General features: G+C 64.9%; 21 protein-coding genes. 9 read left to right on the plus strand and 12 right to left on the minus strand.

The features are described 5' to 3' along the window. Positions 1 to 48: 48 nt before the first annotated feature. The 5 genes from KUW00_RS01415 to KUW00_RS01435 are packed head-to-tail and all read right to left on the minus strand — an operon-like array spanning position 49 to position 5373. The gene (locus KUW00_RS01415) at positions 49 to 1263 is read right to left on the minus strand and encodes a PotD/PotF family extracellular solute-binding protein (protein ID WP_261391925.1); all 1215 of its coding nucleotides are present in this window, start codon (positions 1261 to 1263) and stop codon (positions 49 to 51) included. Then, complete coding sequence (locus KUW00_RS01420) at positions 1256 to 2296, minus strand: CobW family GTP-binding protein (RefSeq protein ID WP_222568062.1); 1041 nt, start codon at positions 2294 to 2296, stop codon at positions 1256 to 1258. Before KUW00_RS01420 ends, KUW00_RS01415 begins: the two co-directional genes overlap by 8 nt. A 29-nt stretch (positions 2297 to 2325) precedes the next feature. Beyond that, positions 2326 to 2628: a hypothetical protein gene (locus KUW00_RS01425; protein ID WP_045993133.1), complete on the minus strand. Its 303-nt coding sequence runs from the start codon at positions 2626 to 2628 to the stop codon at positions 2326 to 2328. Positions 2629 to 2669: 41 nt separating this feature from the next. Next, positions 2670 to 4055, minus strand: coding sequence for an amidase family protein (locus tag KUW00_RS01430; RefSeq protein WP_222568063.1), 1386 nt, complete (start codon positions 4053 to 4055; stop codon positions 2670 to 2672). A 55-nt stretch (positions 4056 to 4110) separates the two neighbouring features. Then, positions 4111 to 5373, minus strand: coding sequence for an NCS1 family transporter (locus KUW00_RS01435; protein WP_222568064.1), 1263 nt, complete (start codon positions 5371 to 5373; stop codon positions 4111 to 4113). Here KUW00_RS01435 and KUW00_RS01440 point away from each other — a divergent pair. From KUW00_RS01440 to KUW00_RS01455, 4 genes are all read left to right on the plus strand, one after another. Then, a complete protein-coding gene (locus KUW00_RS01440; RefSeq protein ID WP_222568065.1) occupies positions 5341 to 5673 on the plus strand; it encodes a hypothetical protein in 333 nt (110 codons plus the stop codon). The genes KUW00_RS01435 and KUW00_RS01440 overlap by 33 nt on opposite strands. 367 nt (positions 5674 to 6040) lie before the next feature. Next, positions 6041 to 7027, plus strand: coding sequence for an inositol 2-dehydrogenase (iolG, locus tag KUW00_RS01445; protein WP_222568066.1), 987 nt, complete (start codon positions 6041 to 6043; stop codon positions 7025 to 7027). Positions 7028 to 7388: 361 nt separating this feature from the next. Next, positions 7389 to 8363 carry a TAXI family TRAP transporter solute-binding subunit gene (locus tag KUW00_RS01450; RefSeq protein ID WP_222568067.1) on the plus strand — a complete coding sequence of 325 codons (975 nt, stop codon included), beginning with the start codon at positions 7389 to 7391 and terminating at the stop codon, positions 8361 to 8363. Between the two features lie 74 nt (positions 8364 to 8437). Next, a complete protein-coding gene (locus KUW00_RS01455) occupies positions 8438 to 10267 on the plus strand; it encodes a TRAP transporter permease (protein WP_222568068.1) in 1830 nt (609 codons plus the stop codon). 203 nt (positions 10268 to 10470) lie between these two features. Here KUW00_RS01455 and KUW00_RS01460 read toward each other — a convergent pair whose 3' ends face one another. The 3 genes from KUW00_RS01460 to KUW00_RS01470 are packed head-to-tail and all read right to left on the minus strand — an operon-like array spanning position 10471 to position 14182. Continuing rightward, a complete protein-coding gene (locus KUW00_RS01460; RefSeq protein ID WP_222568069.1) occupies positions 10471 to 11577 on the minus strand; it encodes a mandelate racemase/muconate lactonizing enzyme family protein in 1107 nt (368 codons plus the stop codon). Between the two features lie 13 nt (positions 11578 to 11590). Continuing rightward, complete coding sequence (locus KUW00_RS01465) at positions 11591 to 13015, minus strand: YfcC family protein (protein ID WP_222568070.1); 1425 nt, start codon at positions 13013 to 13015, stop codon at positions 11591 to 11593. Positions 13016 to 13024: 9 nt separating this feature from the next. Continuing rightward, positions 13025 to 14182, minus strand: coding sequence for a M20 family metallopeptidase (locus tag KUW00_RS01470; RefSeq protein WP_222568071.1), 1158 nt, complete (start codon positions 14180 to 14182; stop codon positions 13025 to 13027). 189 nt (positions 14183 to 14371) lie between these two features. On the opposite strand from KUW00_RS01470, the gene KUW00_RS01475 reads away from it, so the two are divergent. Next, the gene (locus KUW00_RS01475) at positions 14372 to 15265 is read left to right on the plus strand and encodes a LysR family transcriptional regulator (RefSeq protein WP_222568072.1); all 894 of its coding nucleotides are present in this window, start codon (positions 14372 to 14374) and stop codon (positions 15263 to 15265) included. 73 nt (positions 15266 to 15338) lie between these two features. Here KUW00_RS01475 and KUW00_RS01480 read toward each other — a convergent pair whose 3' ends face one another. Continuing rightward, positions 15339 to 15971 (minus strand): hypothetical protein, encoded by a 633-nt coding sequence (locus KUW00_RS01480; protein ID WP_222568073.1) that lies wholly within the window; start codon positions 15969 to 15971, stop codon positions 15339 to 15341. A 210-nt stretch (positions 15972 to 16181) separates the two neighbouring features. On the opposite strand from KUW00_RS01480, the gene KUW00_RS01485 reads away from it, so the two are divergent. From KUW00_RS01485 to KUW00_RS01500, 4 genes are read left to right on the plus strand one after another with little or no spacing between them, the layout of a single operon-like run. Further along, a complete protein-coding gene (locus KUW00_RS01485; RefSeq protein WP_222568074.1) occupies positions 16182 to 19871 on the plus strand; it encodes an ATP-binding protein in 3690 nt (1229 codons plus the stop codon). Further along, on the plus strand, positions 19868 to 20494 hold the full coding sequence (locus tag KUW00_RS01490; protein WP_045993163.1) for a condensin complex protein MksE: 627 nt from the start codon (positions 19868 to 19870) through the stop codon (positions 20492 to 20494). Before KUW00_RS01485 ends, KUW00_RS01490 begins: the two co-directional genes overlap by 4 nt. After that, positions 20491 to 21744 carry a hypothetical protein gene (locus KUW00_RS01495; RefSeq protein ID WP_108449527.1) on the plus strand — a complete coding sequence of 418 codons (1254 nt, stop codon included), beginning with the start codon at positions 20491 to 20493 and terminating at the stop codon, positions 21742 to 21744. Before KUW00_RS01490 ends, KUW00_RS01495 begins: the two co-directional genes overlap by 4 nt. 17 nt (positions 21745 to 21761) lie before the next feature. Next, positions 21762 to 22640, plus strand: a complete 879-nt coding sequence (locus tag KUW00_RS01500; RefSeq protein WP_222568075.1) for a hypothetical protein — start codon at positions 21762 to 21764, stop codon at positions 22638 to 22640. 9 nt (positions 22641 to 22649) lie between these two features. Here the strand turns inward: KUW00_RS01500 and KUW00_RS01505 are convergent, their stop codons facing one another. Genes KUW00_RS01505 through KUW00_RS01515 form a run of 3 tightly spaced genes read right to left on the minus strand, consistent with a single transcriptional unit; the run spans position 22650 to position 25211 of the window. Beyond that, positions 22650 to 23426, minus strand: coding sequence for a M15 family metallopeptidase (locus KUW00_RS01505; RefSeq protein WP_222568076.1), 777 nt, complete (start codon positions 23424 to 23426; stop codon positions 22650 to 22652). A gap of 7 nt (positions 23427 to 23433) precedes the next feature. Next, positions 23434 to 24711, minus strand: coding sequence for a TRAP transporter large permease (locus KUW00_RS01510; protein WP_108131832.1), 1278 nt, complete (start codon positions 24709 to 24711; stop codon positions 23434 to 23436). Beyond that, positions 24708 to 25211: a TRAP transporter small permease gene (locus KUW00_RS01515; protein WP_045993166.1), complete on the minus strand. Its 504-nt coding sequence runs from the start codon at positions 25209 to 25211 to the stop codon at positions 24708 to 24710. Before KUW00_RS01515 ends, KUW00_RS01510 begins: the two co-directional genes overlap by 4 nt. Between the last annotated feature and the right edge of the window lie 161 nt (positions 25212 to 25372).

The following is a 25372-nucleotide window of genomic DNA, read 5'->3' on the forward strand; positions in this document are numbered from 1 at the left end:
GCGCTCGTCGACTTTTCGGACAGAGCCGAGCGACGGGCTGTAGCGGGCTCACGCCGACATAAAGTCGTTCCAGCGCCGCACCAGGTAGTTGTGCTCGTCCATCACCGTGTTCCACACCGCGATGCGGCTCATGCGCGTCATGTAGTCGCCGCCGTCGCGTACCTCGCCCTTGTGGATCATGCCGCAGGGGCCTGACGGTCCGGCGAGTTCCTCCGCGGCGGGCTTGCCGGCGTACCAGTAGTCCCATTCCGCCTCGGACAGATGAGGCCGGGTCAGTTCGGGGGGCGAGATGTAGTAGCCCTGTCGTGCCATGACGGCGCCGGGCCAGCCCGAGATCCACCAGTTGAGATAGTCATAGGCGGCGTCCAGGCTGCGGCCTACGATGCTGCGTGACAGCGACATGCCGCCGTACCAGGCGCGATAGCCTTCCCTGGGTGCCGCCATGCGCACCTTGATCTGGCGTTGCTTGAGATCGGTCATCGCCGGTGACCACAGGCTCTCAATGCCGACGCGGCCGCGGACCATGTCCGAAGAGGCCTGGTCCTGGTTGCTCCAGAAGGTGCGGAAGTGCTGAGCCCGCTTGAGCTCGATCAGGCAATCGATCAGGCAATCGATCTCAGCGACGCTCAGGTTGCCCAGGTCCTCGAACTGCACAAGGCCGGCGGCCTTGGCGGCCAGCGTTGCGTCGATGGCGCCGATGGCGCTGTCGTTCTGCAGGCTGACCATGCCGCGCCAGCGTGGGTCCAATAGCCAGCCCCAGCTTTCCTGCTCGCTGTCGAGCCCTTGGGGCAGCATGTCCAGGCGATAGCCGAAGCTGTCCACGTTATGGCTGACCGGCAGCATGGTGATGCGCTCGCTGGGACGGGCGCCGCAGCTGCCGTCGGCCTGGACATAGAGCCGGTCGACCGGATTGCCGCCGGCACCGAGCGGCGCGTGGGGCGTCAAGCGGCCGGTCTTTGGCAGGTCATTGATCGCGTCCCAGTGCTGGATGCGTGCAAGCTCGATGGGCTGGATGGCCCCGGCCGGCCACACGAAGTCGACGTTGTGAAACCACTGGTCGTAGATGTCGAAGCTGTCCGGCGCCAGCACTCCCGCACGCTGTGCCGCCACCCCGTCCATGACGCTGAACTCCAGGTGCAAGCCCAGGTCCTCGCGGGCGCGCTGGCGAATGCTCTCCAGCAGTGTCACCGAGGTGCCCAGCACGCGCAGGGTAACCGGACTGCGCTGGACAAAGGGGGCGCAGGGCTTGGCGGTGTCAGGCATGCAGGATCCTTGGGCTGGGATGATCACTGACCTTGTCCATGAAGGTCTCAAGCGATTGTGTCACGCGCTCGGCGTCGATGTCCCGGGTGATGAAGATCAGCTCCGAGCGGCGGTCGTCGGAAGGCCAGGCCTCCACGTGCTCCGGCGGGTGGATGGTGTGCTGGACGCCGTGGAGTACCACCGGTCGATCGTCGTCCTGGACGTGGAGCACACCCTTGACCCTGAGGATGTCGCTGCCATGGCGGTTGAGTAGCATCGACAGCCAGATGCCGAGGCAGGTCCAGTCGACCTCGCCCTCGAGACCGAGGCGGAAGGAGCGAATGTCGCCGAGGTGGTCCGGATCATGCTGAGGTGGCTTGCGCCAGGGGCCGAGCCAGGACTTCACCTGGCCGGGGGTGAAACGCTGCAGGTGCGGTCCGCTGGCGAACAGCTCATCACTGGGCTGGCGTAGCGCCTCGGCGCCCAGCCGCTGGGCCGCCGGGTTGATCGTATCCAGCATGGCCTCGAGCCCTGCCAGGGTATCTTCCTCGACCAGGTCAGCCTTGCTGATCACCAGCTTGTCGGCCACCGCCACCTGGGCCTCCCAGACGGGGTGCTGGGCGCGACTGTCGACGGCGTTGAGCGCGTCGACCAGGGTCAGGTTGGTGCCGGGGCGCAGGTGGTGGCGCAGTACCGGGTCGGCGGTGATGGTCGAGGCAATCGGACCCGGATCGTCGAGCCCGGTGGTTTCCAGCACGATCCGCTTGAACGCCGGGATCTCGCCGTCCTGGCGTCGGGACAGCAGGCGTCTGAGTGCCTCTGACAGTTCGCCGCGGATGGTGCAGCAGACGCAGCCGCTGGACAGCAGCACCGCATCCTCGGCGATCTCGCCGAGCAGGCGGTCGTCGAGACCGACATCGCTGAACTCGTTGATCAGTACCGCACTGTCGCCGAAGGCTTCGCTGGCCAGCACCGACTTGAGCAGGGTGGTCTTGCCGGCGCCCAGAAAGCCCGAGATCACGTGCACCGGCACCAGGGGTGTCGTCTCGTTCATGGTGGTGTCCTCGTCGTGGCGGTCTGGCGTCATTGCAGCGAGGCCAGGAAGGCGGGATCGAGCGGGTCGAGTTCATGACCGCCCATGCGTTCTGCCTGCAGCCATACGCCGCCCAGGTCCTGCACGATCTCGCGTTTGCCGGTGGCGGTGGCGAGCACGAAGCTCGCCGCCTGGAAGTCCTCGATGGTGATCCGGCGGGGGCTCAGCACGCGATTGATCAGGGTGACCCGGTAGGCGCGGGCGCGCCTGCGCGCGAAGTGGGCCTGCTCGGGGTCCTCGATGTTGGTGCTCCAGTGGCTTTCGCCGCCGAGTGCACCGCACAGTCCGCACATGCCAACCTCCGATGGCGCCGTCGGCGCCGAATGAATGTGATTTATGCCGTCAGCGCCGAGCTGGCGCCAAGGGCCACCCGCAGCAGCGCTTCGTCCTCGCCGCAGGGGCGGCTCAGCTGCAGGCTGGTGTGCTGGCGGTCGTCGTCGCGCCCGCTGGGCAGGGCTACCGCCGGCGAGTCGAGCAGGCTCGCCACCATGCTCAGGCGCAGCGTTGCCAGATTGACCTCGGCGAAGTGCTCGGGATCGGCTTCCAGCGGCGCGAGCAAGGGCGCCACATGCGCTACCGTGGGCGTCAGCAGGGTCGCGCCCGCGAGCTCCTCGCGCAGCCGCGTCTTGAACGCCTGGCGCAGGCGGTACAGGCTGACCACGCTGTCCGGGGCCATCTGGCGGGCGGCCTCCAGGCGCTTGCGTACCCTGGGGTCCATAGCCTCGGCATCGGGGCCTTCCAGCAGGGCGCGGTACTCGGTGTAGGCCTCCGCCGCGCCCAGCCAGCCGTGGTGGGTGATGGCCTCCAGGGTGTCGGCGACGCTCGCCACGCGGCGACGGACGATGTGGAAGCCGGCGTCCTTAAGGCGGCTGGCGCAGGCCTCCAGATTGTCGCCCACGGCGCGGGATACCCTCGGGTCGTCGAGGCAACCTGCATCGAGCACGATTACCGACTGTTCGGGCACGGCGGCGGCACGAACCAGCGGCGCGCTGCCGCGCATCGTGTCGTCGATGGCCAGGCAGTCCTCGAGGGTGCTGGCGATGACGCCGATGGTGTCCAGGCTGTCGGCCAGCGGTGTCACTCCCTGGCGCGAGTGGCGGGCCTGGGAAGGACGATAAGACACCAGCCCATTGAAGGCCGCGGGGACGCGCAGCGAGCCGGCGGTGTCGGTGCCGATGGCGGCCGGCACGATGCCTTGGGCGACCGCCACCGCGGAGCCGGAGCTGGACCCGCCGGGGGCCCTCGGCTCGTTCTCGTTTCTGCTTTCGTGCTCGTGCTCGCTCGAGGTGGGGGGAGGGGTATGGTGCGGCGTACCGTAGTGGGGGTTGAGGCCAAGCCCCGAGTAGGCGATCTCGGTGAGGTTGGTCTTGCCGATGCAGACCATGCCCGCGCCGGCGGCGTGGTGTACCGCCTCGGCGTCGCGATCGGCCGGCGTCTTGCCCAGCACCTTGCCGCCGGCGGTGGTGGCGGTGCCGGCGATGTCGAACAGATCCTTCCAGGCCAGCGGCACGCCGTCCAGCGGCCCGCGCAGGGTACCCGAGCGCTGACGCTGGGCACAGGCCTCGGCCTCTACCAGGGCGCGTTGTTCGGTCAGCGAGATAAAGACGGCGTCACTGTCGGCGGCCCGGGTCAGGCATTGGCGGGTCAACGAGACCGGATCGAGTTCGCCGCGTCGGATGGCCTCGCCGATGGCCAGGGCGGTGAAGGGTTGTGCAGGCATGCACGTCTCCTGTAGCGGGTGGTGGGCGCCGCCGCGGGCGGCGCTAGACGGCCACTCAGCGATCCTCGCGCTTGAGCGCGGAGTCGGGGATGTCACCGGTTTCCAGGCGTTCGAAGCGTCCCTTTTCGGTGTAGACCCAGTTGCGGCCCACCGAGGTGGCGAGGAATCGGTCGTCGTAGCCGGAGGTGATCTCCTCCTGAGGATAGCGCCGCAGCACCCAGCTTTTCATCAGTACGATATAGACCACCAGGGCCGAGCCGAAGCCTACCGCGTAGGCGTACTCGAGGAAGATCAGCGCCAGGCCACCGCCGATGATCCAGGCGATGAGGCCGGCGGGGTTGAAGCCGCCGCTGAAGCGGAACTGGCCGTTGGGATCGTACAGCGCCGGAACGTTGAGGCGACGCCGACGCAGCAGGTAGTAGTCGGCCACCATGATGCCGCCCACCGCCGACAGCACGGCGCCGTAGTAGCTGAGGAAGGTGAACAGGTTGTTGAGGATCAGCCAGGGCATCGAGGCGGTGCCGATGATGCCGGCGATGACCAGGGCGACCGGGTAGCTGACCCTTGGCGCGCCGGCGTTGACGAAGGTCAGCGCCGCCGGGATCAGGTTGGCCGCGTTGTTGGTCGACCACTGGGCCAGGATCACCATCGCCAGCAGTGCGATCAGGGTGAGGCCGCCGCCCTGTCCCTGGATGACGGTGACCGGATTCCAGTCACCGGCGGCGATGAAGGATACGCCGCCGATCAGCGCGATCCAGGCCTGGGTGGCCGGCAGCGCCAGAAACTGGGCGACGAAGACGTTCTTGTTGCGCTGAAAGAAACTGCGCTCGCCACCCTTTGTCTTGAGGAAGCGGGTCAGGTTGGGGATATCCACCGCCAGCGCCGACCAGAACGCCATGTTGGCGAAGAACAGGCCGAGCGCGGCCACATTCTGGTCGCCGACGAAGGTCCAGATATTGATGCCCTGGGTCTCGGCGAGCACGTCGAGGGTGAAGTACATCCACACCGAGATGGCCACGATGCAGGGGGCGGCGATCGACGCCAGCAGCTCCACCGCGCGGATGCCCAGGGCGGTGTTGACGATCTGGACCACGGCAAACAGCACATACCACAGGATCCAGTTGTCCAGGCCCCACAGGTACTCGACGATGCCGTTCAGGGCCAGCGCCCCCAGGTAGGTCTGCACGCCGAACCAGATGGCGGCTACCACCCCGCGGGACACCGCCGGCAGGTGGGTGCCCTTGAGGCCGAAGGGCGCGCGCAGGTAGACCGCGAACGACAGTCCATGTTCGGTACCGATGTCGGCGGTCAGGCTCATCACCACGCCGAGTACCAGATTGGCCAGGAAGATGATGGCGTCGCCCTGAGCTTCCCCATCGGCATGCTGACCATCGCCTTGACCCTGCACCAGCGCTACGGCGCCGAGGTCGCCCGGGCCACCCTGGCCGACACCCAGCTTGGCATGCTCAGCCTGGTGGCCTTCAGCGCCGTCCTTGCGGCAACCGCCGCGCACCTTTCCCCCGCGCTGTCCTTTGGCCTCGCCCTGGCTGCCTCGCTGGGCACCAGTAGCGCCCTGTGGGCGTGGCAGAGGCGCCTGCGCAGGCCGCGTCCTGCGTGAGGTCACCTTTTGCCGATCGTCCACGCAGCCAAGAGCACCTCACGGTAGAAAATACGGAAAAAGTCCGCCGAAAAAGCGGGTTTTCCCGTAAGCGGCGAAAGCGTATGAAGCGCCATCGTTGCAATTGACTGCCGTCAGACGGGGGCTGGTGACTTTCAAGACACCCTGTTCACACTAGTAGCTGAGGTGTCGATCACGCGAGCTGGACCCGGCTGACCACTGCGTCGAGATGTCTTACGTAGTTGCTGGCAGCGCGATGCCTGCCCACTGCCTACCGTTCAACACTTCTATGCTCTTGCTGGGCCGAATACGCCAATCTTGCTCGGCCGGATGCGTATGAAACGGACGTCCAGACAAGGAGCAGGCGATGAAGCTGGCATTGATCGGAGCGGGCAGGATCGGCAGGGTGCATGCATTGTCCATTGCCGCCCATCCCGAGGTGACGTTGGCGGCGGTGGTGGATGCCTATCTCGAGGGGGCCGAGGCGCTGGCCCGAGACTTCGACTCCCGGGTCAGGGGCATCGACGAGGTATTCGAGGATTCCGAGATCGACGCCGTGTTGATCGCCTCCAGCACCGCGACCCATATCGACTATCTGGAGCGCGCTGCGGCTGCCGGCAAGGCCATCCTGTGCGAGAAACCCATAGCGCTCGATCTGGCGGCCTCCCGCGAGAGCGCCGCCAGGGTGGCGGGAAGCCACTGCGCCATGGCATTCAATCGTCGCCATGACCCGCAGTTCTCGGCGCTCAAGGACCAGCTGGTGCAGGGGCGAATCGGCAAGCTGGAGACGCTGGCGATCACCAGTCGCGATCCCGAGCCGCCGCCGCTTGCCTACGTCAAAGGTTCCGGTGGGCTGTTTCGCGACATGATGATTCACGACTTCGATATGGCCCGCTGGTTGCTCGATGAGCCCATCGAGAGCGTACACGCCTGCGGAAGCTGCCTGGTCGATCCCGCTATTGGCGACGTCGGCGACGTGGATACCGCCGTGGCGATACTGAAAACGACCTCCGGTCGCATCTGCACCATCAGCAATTCCCGGCGTGCGGTGTACGGCTACGACCAGCGCATCGAGGCCTTTGGCAGTGAGGGCATGCTGCAGGCCCAGAACGAGAGCGACACTCGGCTCAAGTTCGTCGGCAGGCAGGGCCAGTTGGAGGAGGCCCCACGCTGGTTTTTCCTCGAACGCTATGCAGAGGCCTTTCGGCGTGAGCTCGACGACTTCTACCAGAGCTGGCGGGAAGGTCGTGCGCCTCGTGCCGGCATTGCCGACGGCGTCGAGGCATTGAGGCTGGCCGAGGCAGCGAATATCTCGTTCAGGGAAGGTCGAACGGTGCGGCTCGAAGAGGTCTAGAGGTGGATCGCAAATGGCGGTGAGTTGTTCGTCGAAGTCAGGTGGAAGAGGCAAATCCAAGATGGACATAAAAAAGCCCCACGGCAAAGTGGGGCAAAGAGAGAGACGCTCCTTGGTGCCCTGAAGACCTGAGACCCTTACCCAGGCTGCTTGAAGCAGCGCACTTTCACTGGCGACACGACGCGCCGGTCCTGGCGCGTAGACGCAAGAGGACCAACAACACCTGAGCGGGCGCCGTGGCACGAATCACGCCAGTCGAATATGCTGTTGGCCGGCCATTTCCGCCAGGTCCTGAAGCCAGGCGGGAGCATAAGCAAAACGAGGCGTTGGCCACGCCCGCTGTCGACTGGAGACCCCCTCAATGCGCCATCTTCGAAGCCCTGGCCTCAAGGCCCTGACGGCTGTGCTCGCCGGTAGCGTCGTGCTGACCGCCGCAAGCGCCCACGCCCAGACCCGCCTGACCTACAAGTCCGCCTCCGCCGGCACCGCCTACTACCAGATGGGAGTGGAGCTGTCCGAGGCGATCAAGGCCGGCACCGAGGGTGACATGACCCTGACCCTGGAAGAGAGCCAGGGCTCGGTGCAGAACGTCATGGAGGTGATGGCGCGTTCCGGCAACTACGTCTTCACCTCGCCGCCCGGCCTGGTGACCCGCGCCCGCGAGGGTACCGGCCCCTTCGAGAGTCGCAACCATCCGCGCCTCAAGGACATTCGGGCGCTCTTCCCGATTCCCTCGTTGACCATGCACTTCGTGGTAGCGGGCGAACAGGACACTCTCGGCATCGATGAACTGGCCGGCAAGCACCTGCTGATCGGCCAGGGTTCCTTTGGCGCCCGCGAGGCCGCACGCTATCTCGAGCTGTTCGACCTCACCGACCAGGTCGAGGTCGACGACGCCGACGTGGGCAGCGCCCCCGACGCGCTCAAGAACGGCCAGATCGACGCCTTCGCCACCGGCAGTTCCTTCCCGGCACCCAACGTGATCGAGACCGCCGCGAGCCACGATGTCGGCCTGGTGTCGTTCACCGAAGCACAGGTCGAGGCCACCGGCGCCGCGCCCCAGACCATCCCCGCCGGCACCTACGCGGGCATCGACGAGGACGTGCTGACCACCTCGCTGCCGGTGGTGGCCTACACCACCAGCGCGATGGACGAGGACACCGCCTACACCCTGACCAAGACCTTCTGGGAGCGCCGCGAGGCCATGGCCGAGACCTCGCCCTGGTGGCAGGCGATCTCGCCGCAGATGCTGACCAACCTCGAGGGGCCGCTGCACCCCGGCGCCCTGCGCTACTACGACGAGGTCGACGTGCAGGTGCCCGAGGCCCTGCGCTGAGACGATCCTGCCCAGGACTCGACCCGGCGGGCCCCTGCGGGCCCGCTCCGTTTCATCGATGATGTGCTGATTTCATGAACTCAAGCGACGCTTCTTCGTCGGCCGCATCGGCCGACGCGCGTGACCCTGTTCGTTCGCCGTGGCCGGGTGGCCCGTTTTGGATCGCGCTCGGCGCCCTGTCGGTGGTGTTTCACCTGGGGCTGATCTTCCACGGCCTGACGCCGGCGCTGATCAGTCGGCCACTGCATATGGCGCTGGTGTTGCCCTGGGTGCTGGTGTTTGCCGCCCGCACGCCGTGGCAGCGCATCAGCGGCCTGGGGCTGACCGCCCTCGGTATCGCCGCCTGCGGCTATATCGCCTTGAACGAGGACGCCCTGAGCGGCCAGTACGGCTTTATCGACACCCCCCTGCAGATGGCGGTGGGCTTGCTGCTGATAGTGGTGGCGCTGGAGGCCGCCCGGCGTGCCATCGGCTGGCCGCTGCCGCTGGTGACCGCGATCGCGCTGGGCTACGCGGCCCTGGGCCAGTACGTGCCCGGCGAGTTTGGTCATCCTGGCCTGCCCATGGCCAGCCTGGTCGGTTCGCTGACCATCGCCGAGGGCGGGCTGTGGGGCAAGCTGACCGGGGTCAGCGTCTCGGTGGTGGCGATCTTCGTGATCTTCGGTGCGGTGCTCAACGCGGGCGAGGCGGGGCGTGGCTTCATGAACCTGGCCGGCGCCGCGGCGGGCCGCCTGACCGGTGGTGGCGCCAAGGTGTCGGTGATCTCCAGCGCACTGATGGGCTCGATCTCGGGCTCGGCGTCGGCCAATGTGGCCTCCACCGGAGCCATCACCATCCCGTCGATGGCGCGGCTCGGCTATCCACGTTCGCTGGCAGCGGCGGTGGAAGCAGTGGCCTCGTCCGGGGGCCAGATCATGCCGCCGTTGATGGGCGCCGGGGCCTTCGTCATGGTCGAGCTGACCGGCACCCCCTACACCGAGATCATGGCCGCGGCGCTGCTGCCGGCCTTTCTCTACTTCGCCACGGTGTGGCTCGGCATCAACGCCTTCGCCACCCGTTTCGATCTCAAGCCGGTGGCCGCCGAGGACCGCCCGGCAGCGCGTGAGGTGATCACCACCGCACTGTTCTTCGCGGTGCCCTTTGCGATCCTGCTTGAGCGCATCTTCCACGCCGGCAATACCCCCCAGTACGCCGCCAGTGTGGCGATCTTCGCAGGCCTTGCGCTGTTGGCCATGAACGCCGAGCTGAAGGTGTCGGGAGCGGAGTTTCGCGCCCGCCTGGCCCAGGCAGCGCTGACCGCCGGTCGCCAGATCGCGGTCATCGGCGCGATCATCCTGTGCGCCTCCCTGGTCATCGGGGTGCTGTCGCTGACCGGGCTCGGGGTCAAGGTCACCTCGGCGATCCTGTCGCTGTCCGGTGGGCAGCTGTGGCCGGCGCTGCTGCTCACCGCCCTGGCCTGCCTGGTGCTGGGCATGGAGGTACCGACTACCGCCGCCTACGTCATCTGCGTCTCGGTGGCGGGGCCGGCGCTGACCGAGCTGGGGCTGCCGCTGCTGACCGCCCACCTGTTCGTGTTCTGGTTCGCGCTGCTGTCCACCATCACCCCGCCTGTGTGTGGTGCGGTGTTCATCGCCGCCGGCATGGCCGACGAGAACTGGCTGAAGGTGGCGGGCAAGGCCATGGCGCTGGGGGTCGGGCTCTACGTCATTCCGCTGGCGATGGTCGCGCACCCGGCGCTGCTCGACCTTGGCTCCGGCGTCTTCGCCGCCCTGGCTACCACCCTGGGCGTGCTGATCGGCCTTGGCCTTGTCTCCTACGGACTGATCGGACGTTTCGCCTGGTGGCTCAGGGCAGCGCTGGTGGCGCTCGGGCTCGGTGTCATCTTCGTGCCCTGGCCAGTGTAAGAAATGACGGGCGTCGCGAGAGAACGAGGGCACTTCCACGAGAATTGTGTCCATGCTGCTCGGGGAGTAAAGCGATGGCGGAGCATCTTCGCTGTGACTACGATGGCCCGTGGTGATGACTGATCCATGGGCATCCATACTCATGTTAGCCCGCGACCAAGGGTAGCGGGCCGTGCTTTTGTACCGGTTGCAACACGCGACGGTTAGTCGATGGTGTCCGTAAAGATGCTGAGTTCGCGCACACGCTCAGGATCGACATCGACGCCAAGGCCTGGCGAGTCTCCCAGCTCGATATGGGTGCCGTCCCCCGGCAAGTCAGCGACATCGCAGGAAATCATGGATGGGCCGACCAGATCATTGGCAATGATGTTGGGGTGAGCCAAGGCGAGGTGTGCTCCTGCCAGAGTGGCGATGGATGATTCGACCATGGAACCAATTTGACATGGTATATCAGACGCCATCCCGACTTCCGCCATGCACCGAGCGGCGTGCAGCCCGGACGATTTCATCAGTTTGATGTTGACCATGTCAGCTGCACCAAGACGAATAAGCTGTAACATGTCCCTGGTGCCGTGGATTGGCTCATCAGCCATGATAACGGCATCTGTGGCACGGGTAACTCGAGCCAGGGCGTCGAGATTCTCGATGAATACGGGCTGTTCATACCAATCTACATGGTAGGAGCGAGATTCATTGATGACCTTAAGTGCCTGCTTGGCACTCCATCCCTGATTGGCATCGACTCTCAGCGAGGTTTCGGCTGAAATGGCTTCTCTTACTCGCGCTATCCGCTCGATATCTGCTTCTGGCGCATCCCCTAGTTTGATCTTTATGGAATCGAAGCCCTGCCGGCAAGCTTCTTCCGCCTGACGTGCCATCTCGTCAGGATCCAGCATGCTAATGACACTAGGTAGATTCAGTACCTTGTGAAAACGCCCGCCCAATAGAGAGAAAAGAGGCATGTCGTACTGTTTAGCCAGCAGATCATGCAGAGCGATATCCAGCGCGGCCTTGGCGGATGGGTTATGGCGGGTGCGTCGCTCAGCAGCGTGATGGAATGCACTGATGTGATCCGGTGTTCGTCCGATCAGTAGTGGCGCCAGCTCCTGCGTGATAACACTGCGTGCGGTCTGCCAGGTCTCGCCAGAGACATGCTGATCGACAACGGCTTCACCCCAGCCCGTGATGCCACTGGAAGTTTCAATGCTTACGACCAGACTTTCAATGTCTTCGTAGGTGTCGTAGGCGATCTTGAAGGGTTGCTTGAGCGGTAGCCGGATGCCGTAGACGGTGATGTTCTTGATGCGCATGTCGAATGTTCCTTCATGTCCAGGAGATCAGGTGAGCGATAGTAATCATTCCACCTGCCATGACGATTTGTGTGACGGCTAGTGGGGCTAGCCATTTGATCCACTTGCTCCACGACACACCAGCTACGGCAAGGCCCGCCATGAAGTAGCCAGACGTTGGTGTGATGATGTTTGAAATACCGTCTCCGAACTGAAATGCGAGCACAGCTGTCTGGCGGGAAACACCCATCAAGTCTGAAAGAGGTACCATCAGGGGCATGGTGAGGGCCGCTTGGCCGCTACCCGATGGCACGAGGAAGTTCAGCAGTAGCTGAACAATGAACATGCTGATGGCTGTCAGTGCAGATGGCAGGTCGGCCAGCAAGGTTTCAAGATGATAGAGGATGGTATCGAGGATGCTGCCATCCTTCAGGACGATCAGGATGCCGTAGGCAAATCCTACCACCAACGCTCCCATGGCAATCTCCTTGAAGCCGTCGACAAAGCCTTCGGCAATACGGCTGGGGCCCATACCTGAGAGGGTGCCGACCAAAATGCCCATAAGCAGGAAGATCCCTGACATTTCACCGATATACCATCCGTGCCGAATGACGCCATAGGCGATTGAAATAATGGCGCCTGTGAAGGCCAGCATGACTAGCTTGTCTGAAAGGTCGAGTGTCTGATGGCCTCGTGGAGGAACACTGTTGCCGAACTGTCGTCGATCGTTGCGATAAACCGGACTGGCGGTAGGGTCTGCTTTAACTGAGGCGGCATAGCGTGTGACAAATGCAATAGTGACACCGACAAAGACCACCCAGTAGATGACGCGAAGTGTCAATCCTGAAAACAGAGGAAGTTCAGCTATATCCTGGGCAACACCTACGGTGAAAGGATTCATGAAAGCAGCCGAGAATCCCGCGCCGGCACCAACGAGAGGGACCGCTGCGGCTGTGATGGAATCGTAACCCAGCATTCTCAGTATGGGGGCCAATATGATGATGAAGGCGATCGTCTCTTCGGCCAGGCCAAAGGTGGCCCCCCCTACGGCAAACATCGCCATCAATAAAGGAATCAGAATGATGTCTCTTCCCGATAGTGCGTTACTGACACTAGTGACCAGTTTCTGCAACACGTCAGTAGCCTTGAGGACGCCGAAGGCACCGCCGGAAATGAAAATGAAGAAGATGATGCTGCTACCTTCTTTCATGCCCTCGAATACGGCCATAAAAGGCGTCAGTAGGGTGGCTTTTTCACCCGGAACGGTGGTGTAGCTATCGGGTACGACCACCGTTCTGCCTTGCTCTGTGGTGGTGCGTTCGTAGCTACCGGCATCGACGAGGTAGGTCGATAGTGCTGCGATGCAGATGAAGGTAAACAGCACCACGAAAATGTGTGGAAATCTGACTGTTTGTCGCGGGGTCTTCTCGACTGTCGTTGTTGTATCGAGATCGCTCATGACTGCTCTCTATGGTTGGTGATGAAGAGTAAGGAAGTGTCTGGCAACGCCGGCGAGGAAGTCGCTGCCCTTCCCCAGGATGGCGTCGTTAAAGTCGTAGTTCGGCTGGTGGAGCGCTGCGGAGTCGCTGCCGTTGCCGATCCAGGCGTAGGCTCCTGGTACCGCTTCCAGCAGGAATCCCATATCGTCGGCGCCCATGCTGATGGGGTGGGAGGCCAGGGCGTCACGCCCCCATCGCCCCTGCGCAACTTCGCGGCAGAGACGCACGCAAGCAGGGTCATTGGCGACGGCGGGCGTTGAAGGCATATAGTCCAAGGACATGTGGCAACCGCAGGCGTGGGCTATGCCCTCGGCGATGTCACGAATTCGCTGTTCAAGGTGCAGACGCAACTCGCTCTTGAAGCAGCGGGCGGTGCCCTTGAGTCTGGCCATCGCCGGGATGATATTGCTGGCATGACCGCTTTGCAGGCTGCCGAGGCTCACAACAGCAATATCTTCCGGATTGACGTTGCGGCTGACGATCTGCTGAACGGCTGTCACGAACAGCCCGGCCGCGACGATGGGATCCCTGGACAGGTGCGGCATCGCGCCATGTCCACCGGAGGAGTGAAAACACACTTCGAAGTCATCGCTCGAGGCCATGTGGGGAACGTCGTGGATGACGAACTTTCCCGCCTCGACACCGGGCCAGTTGTGCAGCCCGAAGATGGCTTGAAGCGGGAAACGGTCGAGCAGCCCATTGGCGATCATCGCCGGCGCACCGGTTCCGAGTTCTTCGGCAGGCTGGAAGACGAGCACGACCCGCCCACGCTCGGGACGTTCGCGAACCAGTCGCGCGGCTGCGCCCATCAACATGGCGGTATGACCATCGTGGCCGCATGCATGCATGACGTTGGCACGCGAGGAGCAGTGGCCGGCACTGGCCACTTCCTGGAGTGGCAGAGCATCGATATCCGCTCTCAGGCCGACGGAGGCGCCTGGTCGTTGGCCTTCGATGATTGCGACGACGCCATGACCGCCCACCTGTTCGTGTATCTCGTCGACGCCTATCTCGCGAAGCATTGCCGAGATCCGTCGAGCGGTCTCCCTTTCATCTCCTGAAAGTTCGGGATGACGATGGAGCTCCCTGCGAAAGGTGACCATCCTGTCTGTATCGAGGTCCTGCATTCCGACTCCTGCTCTTGTTGTGGGTCCCGGTGTGCCGGTGCCGAGTGTAGAGCGCTGGCGAAGGTCACCGCTACGTCACGAAAATGGCATTTTTCGGAGTATGTTCAGTTATTTACCCTATAAAAAATACTTCTTTACGATGCAGTCATGCTTTTTTGATATGCTCATTGCTCGCAACGTGAGGCGCCAATGGATATCAAGAAACTGAGGTACTTCCTTGCCGTAGTAGAGGCGGGCTCCATCACAGCGGCCTCGAGGCGCATTCCCATCGCGCAGCCGGCGCTGACACGCCAGATTAGGTTGCTGGAGGAAACAATCGGGGCGAGGTTGTTCGAGCGTGACCGCAAGGGCGTATCTCTGACCAAGGCCGGACGCTATCTTCACGACCACAGCAGGCGTCTGCTTGCCGAGCTGGATGGCGTGGCCAAGAGGACGCAGGCCATCTCCGACGGCTACAGCGATAACCTGTCGATCGGTATTACCACTATCCATTCCTGCATCCCCGGCATCTCTACCTTGATTAGTGAGTTCCGGAGGCGTAATACCGCTGTCAGACTATTGCTGGAAACCATGCTATCGGGCCCGCAGACCAAGGCCATCCGTGAGGGGAGTCTCGATGCCGGCATTCTCTTTACCGAAAAGGAGGAGGAGAGTGGGCTCGTGTACACACCATTGGCCAGCTATCGAATGGCTGTCATTGCCAGGCGGCAACGTTCGCTCAATGAGGTGGTGCCGGTCTCGTTGAGCGATTTTGCTGCTGCACCATTCATCCGCTTCAGTCGCGACTCGACGCCGGGCAGCTACGACAGGGTCGACAACTGCTTTCAGCAGGCCGGTATCGTCCCGAATACGATCCAGGAGTGCCACGACGACATCACGATACGCAGTCTGGTGGCGGCGGGTATGGGCTATGCCATCATGCCGGGGATTATGGCTAAGGGTGAACAAGACCTCGTAGCCTATGAGTTGGACGATTTGGACATCTATTCGCAGCTTGTGCTGGCGTTTCGCAAGGGCACCCGACTGAGCGCTGTAAAGGAGTTTTCGCGCATGGCAGTCGACGTCATCGGCGGGTATCGCTAGGTGTGATCCATCGAGCGTCTATCGTGCGTTCCTTTATCACTAGTCGTAGATGGCATTGTCCTGCCGCGTCGGCTCATTTCTTTCTTGAAACGGGATGAGCTGTCTCCCTGAAGTGCTCTGCCATGGCGTCGTTGGCGCCCAGCATCGGCCCCTGTTCTCTATTCGGGAACAGGGGCCGATTGGCGTAAAGGATCCAGGTATCCAGGGCGGGGCCCAGGGGCTGGATCACCCGCAACCGGTCGGGATGACGCTCGATGGCGTCCTCGGCGACGATGGCGGCGTCGGCCTGGCCGTCCAGCAGTTGCTCGAGGGCGGCGACGATGGTGGGGGCGTCGTGTTCCGCGAAGGCCGAAAGGTCGGTGTAGTGGCGGGTGGCGGGCTGTCGCAGCACGCTTTTCGGCTGGGCCACGTCAGCGCGGGCTACCAGCGCCAGCGGGCGGCTGGGGGCGATAAAGGCGTCCACCGGAAAGGCGCGATGCATAAAGCGCCCGACGCAGTCGGCGTGGCTGGGGTGGGCACTGACCTGCAGTACATAGTCGTAGCCTCCGGCGACCAGTTCCTCGAAGGCGCCGATGAAGTCATCCACCAGGCTGATCCGGGGCTCGATGTCGGTGAGGTCAGGCTCCTTGAGCCTGCGATCGTCGAGATAGCGGGCGAGCACCAGGGCGTGGTTGCTGTCCTCGGGGCCGAGGGTGGCGAAGTGCATGGCGGTCTTTCCCTGTGGTGTGGTGCGTGGATAGCGATGGATGGATGCGGAGCAAGGAGTCGTTCGGGGTGACGGGGGCGTGTCGGGCTATCCCTGTCGCAGGAACCTTGTAGGCGAAAGCTTGCTGTCGGGCAACTCTGGTCGCACTGTCAGGGCGCTTCGTCTCTGGCAGAATAGCCCTCCTACCGGGCAAGCGACCAAGGAATCCCAATGGCTCACCTGTTGCGCATCGTGATGATCCACGGCCACCTCGAGGGGGTGGTCGAGCTGGACGTCGACGGCCATACCAACATCTGCGGCACCAACGCCTCGGGCAAGACCACGCTGCAGCGGCTGGTCCCGGTGTTCTACGGTGAGCTGCCCAACAAGGTGGTGCCCAAGACCCGCAAGAAGTTCGACGCCTTCTATCTGCCCAACAGCAACAGCTACCTGATCTATGAGTACCGCCGCGAGGCGGGCAACGTCTGCCAGGCGGTGCTGACCCGCAAGAGCGACGGCGGCGTCGAGTACCGCTTCGTCGGCGCGCCCTACCAGCCCGAGCACTATCTGGTGGAAAACGAGGCCGGGGTGGCGGCATTAAGCTACAAGGACTGGGCCAGCCTGCTGCGCCACGAAGGTATTGCGGTGTCGTCCAAGCTGGGCGCTACCTCGGAGTTTCGTTCGGTGATCCAGAACGACTTCACCCACCAGCAGGGTAACCGCAAGGAAAGCCTGCGTCTTCGCCAGATGGCCGCCCAGTTCAGCCTGGTCAAGCCGGAGCATCGCATCCGCCACATGGAGAAGCTGATCAGCGCGGTGCACGCCAAGGAGGGCAAGATGGATACCCTCAAGACCATGCTGGCGGCGATCTTCGAGGAGGACGGCGTCGAACTGCCGGTGACCCGCATCCGCAATACAAAGGCGCGGGAGTGGATCGCCCAGATGCGCCAGTCCAAGCGACTGGAACCGCTGGAGCGATCGCTTGGCAAGCTCGATGAGCTCGATCAGGAGATCGCCGAGCGCGAGACGACCCTGTGGCAGTTGAAGCCCCAGCTCGAGGCCGACCGTCACCGCGCCGAGCGCACCCTGGCCGACGCCGAGGCCGAGATCGGCAACCGCCAGCGTGAGTTCCAGGAGCGTGAAGCCGCCTACGAGCAAGCCCGCGATGCCCTCAACGACCGCTTGAGCGAGATGACCAGCGATCTGGAGCAGACCCAGCGCGAGCTTTCTGACCTGCAGGCGACCTTCGAGGCCTACGAAGAGGCCGACATGCCGGCGCTGGAGCGTGACGTCCAGGCGCTGCCCCAGTGGCGCGACCAGAGCCAGCAGCTGCGCGAGCACCTGGCGGTGATGCAGAACGCCTTCCAGGAAAGCCAGTCACGCCTTGAAGGACGCCTGCGTGAGCTGGGCGATGAGCTGGCCCGCCAGACCGAGGAGACCCAGGCGCGCATCGACGAGCTGGGCGAGACCCGCGAAGAGCTGCGTGACCAGCAGTGGCGTCAGGAAAGCGAGCTCGAACAGCGCTACCAGCAGCAGCGCCAGGAGCTCGACGAGAGCTACCGTGAGCGCCTGGAAAGCGGCGTCGAGCGGCTGGCCGAGCTCAAGGCCCAGTTGGCCGCCAGCGCTGCCAGCGCCGAGGAAATCCAGGAGGCGGAGCTGGCCCAGGCTCGCCTCGACCAGGCCCAGACCGACCGCGAGGCGGCGAGCGAGACACTGGGGGCGCTGCGCGAGGAGCTCGATACCCTCAAGCGCGCCCGTGATCAGGCCGAAAAGGAACTCGACGAGGCCCGCCATCAGCTTGCCAGGGCCGAAGCTCACACCTATGGCCTGCACCAGCAGCGTGACCCGGCCCAGGGCACCCTGCGCCACTTCCTGCGCTTCCATCGTCCCGGCTGGGAGCAGCGTCTGGGCAAGGTGATCGCGCCGGAGCTGCTGGAGCGCCGCGACCTGTCGCCCCGTGTCGGCGAGCAGGACCACGATGAGCTGTTCGGGGTGGGCCTGGATCTGGCCGCGGTCGAGGTGCCCGAGTACGCCCAGGAGGAGGCCAGCCTGCTGGCCGCCATCGAGCAGGCCGAGGCCGCCCAGGTGCGTGCCGAGAGCGCGGTTCAGGCGGCCGAGCGCCAGATGAAGGCGGCCAACGAGCGGGTGCAATCCGCCGAGGAAGCGGTGCGCCGTGCGCGCATGGAGCTAAAGCGCGCCGAGTCCGAGGTCGACTACGCCCGCGACGCGCGCAGCCAGCTGCAGGAGCGTCACGCCCGCCAGCAGAAAGCGCGGCGTCAGGGCCTGGAGGAGGCGCTGGCCGCCCAGCGCGCCAGCCACGATGGGCTGAAGGAGGAGAAGCGCGCCGCCCTGGATACCCTGGCCAAGACCCACCAGGCGCAGATGCTGGAGGTGAAGGCCGACGGCCAGAGCCGCCTTGACGGCGTTGATGACCAGATCCGCCAGTTGAAGCAGTACCAGAGCGACCAGAAGAGCGAGCATCAGCGCCAGCGCCAGGAGCTAGAGGCGGCCTTCGACCGTGAACTGCAGGAGCAGGGCGTGGACCTGGCCTCGCTGAAGGACACCAAGGCGCGACTGGCCTCGTTGGACGAGCGTATCCGGCTGACCGCTTCGCGCCAGGAGCAGCTGGAAGACTATCGCCGCTTCATGCGCCTGGACTGGGGCCAGCGCAAGCCCGAGCTGGTCGACAAGGAAACCCGGCTGGTACGCGACAAGGAGGGTGCCGAGCGCGAACGCGAGCAGCGCAAGGCCGAATTCCAGTCCGACCGCGCCGCCCACCAGCAGGCGCTGGGCGAACTGAAGGCCCAACGCAGCGCCGAGGCCGAGGTGATCGATGCCTTGAAGCCACTGCTGGTGCAGGTCGAGCAACTGCCGCTGGACCCCTCTCCGGCGCCCCGGCACGATGCCCCCGGCGACGTCCACGAGCGCATCGAGCGCACCCGCCAGGCGCTGTCGGAGCGTGCTCGTGAGATGGACGCCCTGCGCAAGGGCTGCGAGCAGGTCGAAAGCGAGCTGATCAAGGGCGCCAGCACCGGCTTTGTCGATACCATGAGCGCCGAGCGCGCCAAGCTGCGCGAGGATGACGCCGCCGACGGCGCCGAGCCCAGCCCGCGCCGGCTGCTGCCGCTGCTGCGCGGAATGCTCAAGCTGCTCGAGGACCAGCAGCAGCAGCTGGTCCAGCAGGGGCGCAATCTCGGCGCCGATCTGGACAAGTTCTTTACCGTCTTTCGTGACCTGAATCGGCGCATCAGTGCCCAGAGTCGGCGGCTGTCCGAAGAGGTCGCCGACGACCTGCGCCTGGAGGGCATCACCAAGGCCGAAGTGCGCATTCAGTCGACCATCGACGAGCTGGGCTTCTGGGAGCCGCTCAAGCGCTTCGCCCAGGACTATCGCGACTGGCAGGAGACCGGCGGACTGCCGGGGGACGACTACCTCAACGCCCTGGCCGACGTGGTCGACCTGTTGCGCAGCGACCAGCAGTACAGCTTCGAGAGCCTGCTGCGCCTGGAATTGCACCTCAACGAGGGCGGCACTGACCTGGTGATCAAGAACGATCGCCAGCTGCTCGAATCCTCGAGCCACGGCATGGCCTACCTGATCCTGTGCAAGTTCCTGCTGGCCTTTACCCGACTGCTGCGCGGTCAGGCCGAGATCAGCGTGCACTGGCCCATCGACGAGATCGGCACCCTGGCCTATCACAACGTCGAGAAGCTGTTCGAGGCCTGCGACAGCAACCATATCCACATCGTCGGCGCCTTCCCCAACCCGGAGTCCGACGTGCTGCTGCTGTTCCACAACCGCTACCTGATCGACCGTGACGCCGCCCAGCCGGGCCGGCGCCGGCTCAAGCGCATCGAACCCCGCCTGAGCAAGCTGGCTCAGCGTCTCAAGCAGCGCAGTGCCGAGGAGGTCACCCAATGATCGAACATGGTCCCCTGCTCGAACGGCTGCTGGCCGGCGAGTTCATCTGCGCCGTCAGCGACGAGAGCGCCTTTCGCAAGCTCCAGGACGAGGAGGTGCGCGAGCAGATCGACATCTACCTGCGCCCGCTCAACCGCCGCCTGGCCACCAACGAGGATCGCAGCGTCCACTTTCTGGCCTGGCGTCAGCTCAACGAAGACGCCCGTGAGCAGCTGTCGCGCCAGCTCGGCGAGACCGTCAACAGCCTGCTGCCGCTGCTCGAATGGCTGCAGCTGGTGCAGGAGGCGCTGGGCCAGGACTCCCTGGCGGCCCCTGGCGATGTGCTCAAGCCCGCCGAGTTCAGCGCCAAGTGCGAGGACAACCAGAGCCTGCGCGAGCGCCTGGAGCGGCTGGCCACCGATCCCTTCTTCGGCTCCCAGAGCGAGCAGCTCGACGCCCAGATGAAGCAGGTGTTCAAGCGTCTGAAGGAGCACGGCTACCTGCTGCAGCCCCACGCCGACCGCCAGGTCTTTCTGGTGACCGCCAAGATCGACTATCTGGTGGAGCTGGTGCGCTTTATCCGCGACGAAGAGAACCTGCCGGTGGATGACGAGGCACCGGCCCGCCAGGAGACGCTGCTATGAGCGAGGAACACTCGCTCGAGAGCCGGCTGGTCGCCACCGGCACCGAGCGGTTGTCGCTGCTGGGGCGCTACGCCGACGTGCTGATGCAGGGCTATACCCGCGACGAGGTGCCGCTGGAGACCCTCACCGAAGGCGCCCTGCGCAAGCTGTTGGCGGCGCGGATTCTGTGGCGGCCCGACGAGCACGGCGCGGTCAAGCTGACCCCCAAGGTGCGCGAGCTGATCGCCGAGATGCTGGCCGACGAGACCCGCCGCCACGTCAACGCCGACGTCGGCGAGACCCTGGAGCAGATTCGCAACCTGGTGCAGAGCTACCGCGAGGCGGTCAGCCTGGGCGAGCACTGGCAGCAGGGGCCGCTGATGCTGCGTCTGCGCCAGGAGGTGGACGACCTCAACGGCCGCTTCGCCGACGCCATCGACAGCCTGTGGCAGCGGCTCAACAGTGACTTCGGCTTCGTCAGCCGACTCAACGATAAGATCCGCGAGAACGACCGCGCCCAGAAGCAGATCGTGCGCCTGCTCGACGGCATGGCGCTGATCGACTTCGACGAGCTGATCGATCTGGTCGGCAGCGACGGCGCCCTGCGCAAGCTGCTGATCAGCCAGCTGCAGCAGCAGTTGAGCCAGCACTACACCAACCTGCGCGAGGTCCAGGGAAGACTGATCGAGCTGATGGCGCGCTTTCGCCAGCAGCAGAAGCAGAGCCGGCTGGTGGCCGGCATGGCCGCCTTCCTGCGTGAGCATCCGGGCTTTGTGCCGGGCAACTACACCCGGCGCAGCGAGGTGCCGGAGCTGTTCAACCACGCAAGCCCGCTGCACGCCGCCGCCGCCCCGGCGCTGGATCACCATCGCGACGCCGAGGTGCTCACGGGGCTGCTGCACCAGTTGCCGGTGGCGGTCCACCGGCCGGAACAGGCCGAGGTGGCAGGCCCTGCCATGGTCGAGGCGCAGAGCATGGTGGAGGCCCGCCAGCAGGCGCTCAAGCAGGACGTCGAGCGCTTCTACCTGGACGTGGTCGACCAGCAGGCGCCCGCCGCTGGCGCCTCGTCGGGCACCAGCGCCCTGGCGTACCTGAGCGAGAGCGAGCTCGAGTGGGACCCGGAGATCTGGCTGTTTCAGGTCATCGCCGAGTACCAGGGCCTGCCCCGTGAGGAGCAGCGCGCCTTTCGGCTGATCCCCGACGAGAGCCCGGCCGGGCCCTTCAACGACGTCCAGTTGATCCACGACGTCAGCCTGGCGCTGGTGGTCTAGGCGTGGCGGAAGGGGTATTGAAGCCGACCGACTACGCGGTGCTTTCGCGTATCGCCCGGGAGCTAAAAACTGCCCGGACGGTGGAGCGCAAGCGCTCGCTGAAGGCGATCGTTGCGATCGAGGCGTTCTGCGACGCGCAGGACATCAGACTCGATGACTATCGCCGGGGGGCTACGCTGCGCTTTGACCGGCGCCTGCTTGAAGCCATCGACACCACGCTTCAGGAGCTGGGCCACCGGCCCATCGACGCCACCACCCGTGGGCGCTCCACCCGAGAGCAGGCCGTGCACGGCTTGGACGAGGACAAGGCCAATCGCGCAGCACCCCGCCAGGCCAGGGTGCTGGTCAGCGCCCCGGCCTCGGCAACGCCGGCCTGGCTTGCCACCACCCCGCGAGAGATTCGCGACCTGGACTGGCGCGACCTCAGCCTGGACGCCTTCGACGCCCTGGTGCAAGTCGAAAACCTGGACAGCTTCTATGAGCTGGATGGCGCCCAAGGTGAGCTGGGCGAGGTCGTCACCCCACTGGTGGTCTATCGCGGCGACACTCTCTACCGCCAGGGGGTTGATGCCATGGCGGCGGCCTGGGGCGAGTGTTTCCACGACCAGCGTCCGCATCTGTATCTCGGGGACTTCGACGCCGCCGGTATCGCCATCGCCCTGGCGAGCGGCGCCAGCCACCTGCTGCTGCCGTCGCTCGCGACCCTTGCCGACAAGGCCAGCGGGTTGCACCAGCCCGCCGAGCAGATGCCACACCAGGCGGCGCTCAGGCACCATCGCGAGCGCCTGGCCGCTGCGCATCCCCTGCGCGACTACCTCGCGCTGATCCTCGATCAGCAGCGCGGCCTGCGCCAGCAGTGGTTCGCTGGCCCACTTGAGGCCGTGGCGCTGCGCTGAGTCATTTCCCTAAAGCTGGCGCCGCCAGCGATTCTCGATGGTGTCGAGTTCCGCCGGGCCGTACAGCGCCTTGGGGTGGCCGCCGTAGTGCGCCCATAGCTGGTCGCCGAAGTCGAAGTGCCACCATTCGCTGGGCAGGTTGGTGAAGCCCTGGGCGGCCATGGTGTGGTAGAGCAGGCGACGATTGTCGCGGACCTCACGTTCGGTCGCGCTGGGGGCCTCCTTGGCTTCGTAGAAGGCCGTGTGGGAGGCCGGTATCGCCTCGTCGAACAGCGTACCCATGGGCAGCGGCAGGCCGTCTTCATCGCACAAGGTCACGTCGACCGCGCCACCGCTCAAGTGCGGACTGGGGCCGGTCGGGCTGGTGCTCGGCTCTGCGACGAACTCCCGGGTGCGCTCGAGCAGTTCATCTTCGGCGATATCGGGGTGATTGCCGCGAATCGCCTCCATCAAGGTCTCGAACAGGTACTGCTGGACCCGCCAGGGACGCCAGCCGTCGAGCACGATCAAACCGACGCCCTGGGGCAGCGAGCGGGCCGCGGCGAGCACCCGGCGGTAGACGCCTTCGCGCACGTAGCACTCGTTGATCGCCCCGGGAATGCCGAGGCGGGCGTAGGCCGGAAATACCTTCACCGGCACCGGTGCCAGGCTCATCGGCACCAGCGGCTCGTCGAGCCCCTGGATGGCAATCTGGCGTAGCTGCGACCAGGCTGGCTCCGACGCGAGGGGGATCGGTGTGTGGCGCGGATCGCGGCAGGCATCACGAGAAGAGCGATCTTGGGTCATGGTTGCCTCATCCCAGGGTGGTCGGGAGCCACAGGGTCAGTGACGGCACCAGGATCAGTGCCACCAGGACCAGCAGGGCGATGACCACGAAGGGCCAGATGGTGCGAAACAGCGCGGTGATCTCGAGCCGGCTGACGGCGGCGGCGACAAAGACGCAGGCACCCATGGGCGGCGTGATCAGCGCGATGGTGATATTGAGGGTGATGATGATGCCGAGATGGACCGGATCGATACCCGCCATCATCGCCACCGGGGCAAAGATCGGCGTCAGCAGCATCAGTGCCGAGACCTCCTCCATGAACATCCCGGTGATGAAGGTGATCAGGCTCAGCAGCAACAGGATGACTACCGGGTTGTCGACGTAGGGGGTCAGCAGTTCGACGAACTGATTCGGCACCTGGGCGTAGGACAACAGCCAGCTCACCGTGCTGGAAGCGGCCATGATCACGAAGATCGCCGCTGTCAGGCGGGTGGTGTCCACGCAGGCCCGCCATAGCCCGGCCAGGCTCAGGTTGCCGGCAAGCACGCCGTAGAGCGCCACATAGGCGACGGTCAGCGCGCCCGACTCGGTCGGCGTGACCAGGCCCATGACGATGCCGGCGACGATCAGGAAGGGCGCCATCAGCGCGGGCAGCGCCCCCAGGGCGGCGATGCCCAGCTGGCGTGCCCCGGGCCAACCGTCGCCCCTGGGCAGGCCCTTGCGCCTGGCGTAGACGGCGTTCATGCCCATGAAGGCGGCGCCCAGCAGCAGCCCGGGGATGACGCCTGCCAGAAACAGGTCACCCACCGAGGTATTGGTCAGCGAGGCGTACAGAATCATGAAGATGCTGGGCGGGATGATCGGCCCGATCAGCGAGCTGCCGGCGGTGAGGCCGGCGGCAAAGGCGGTGGAGTAGCCTTCCTTGCGCATGGCCGGTACCAGCAGCGAGCCCAGCGCCGAGGTGTCGGCGACCGCCGAGCCGTTGACGCCGGCGAAGAACACGCTGGAGACCACATTGACGTGGCCCATGCCGCCACGCAGGTGGCCCACCAGCAGACGCGCCAGGGCCATCAGTCGGTCGGTCAGTTTCGAGGCGTTCATCAGGTTGCCGGCGAGGATGAACAGCGGGATGGCCATCAGCGAGAAGGCGTCGATGCCGCCGAAGAACTGCTGGGGCATCATGCGCGGGATCATCGACAGGTCGACGAAGGCAAAACCGACCACCGCGGTGGCCAGCAGCGAGATGAACAGTGGCAGGCCGAGCAGCACGTGGACGATAAACACCGCCAGCATGGCGAGGGTCATGAGTGCGGCTCCTCGGTGTCCAGGGTGGGCAGCGGGTGGGGCCCGTGGCACAGCGCCATCAGCGCCAGCAGGGCGAAGCCGATAGGCACGGACATCACCGGTACCGCGCGGCTGATGCCAAGCCCCTGGCTCTGGAAGATGGCCACCGACTGGGCGTACTGGAAGCTGAACCAGGCACCGCCGATGGCCAGCACCAGGGTCAACAGCCACTGGTACCAGGACAGCAGCCTGCTGGCCAGGCGCGGAATCAGCCGCTCGATCAGGGCGACACGCATATGGCCGCCCTCGATCCAGACGCTGCCAAGCGCCAGCATCACCGCGCCGATGATCAGGTAGCGGGCCAGCTCATCGGTCCAGATCGGCGCGCCGCCGGCCAGGTAGCGCGCGAGCACGCCGTAGAGCATGGCGAGCAAGTCGATCACCAGCAGAGCGCTGGCGACCCATAGCGATAGTCGCCGCAGGGCCATCAGCGGCGGAGAGTGGGCAAGTGACCAGGACATGGGCAAAGGCTTCCACGGCAGGGGTGAAGATCGGCGGAGCGCCCTCGGGCAGCATCCAATCGAGGATTATCCGGAGATTGAGGCTTTCCAGCGACCGGGCTTTAGTTAAAAGTCCCAGTGTAGAGGGGCTCAAGGCAGCCGCGCTCTGGGCAGCGCCTGGT

Origin of the sequence: Halomonas sp. DP5N14-9 (genome assembly GCF_019802175.1) — a bacterium.
In the GTDB taxonomy this organism is placed as follows: Bacteria; Pseudomonadota; Gammaproteobacteria; order Pseudomonadales; family Halomonadaceae; genus Halomonas; species Halomonas litopenaei.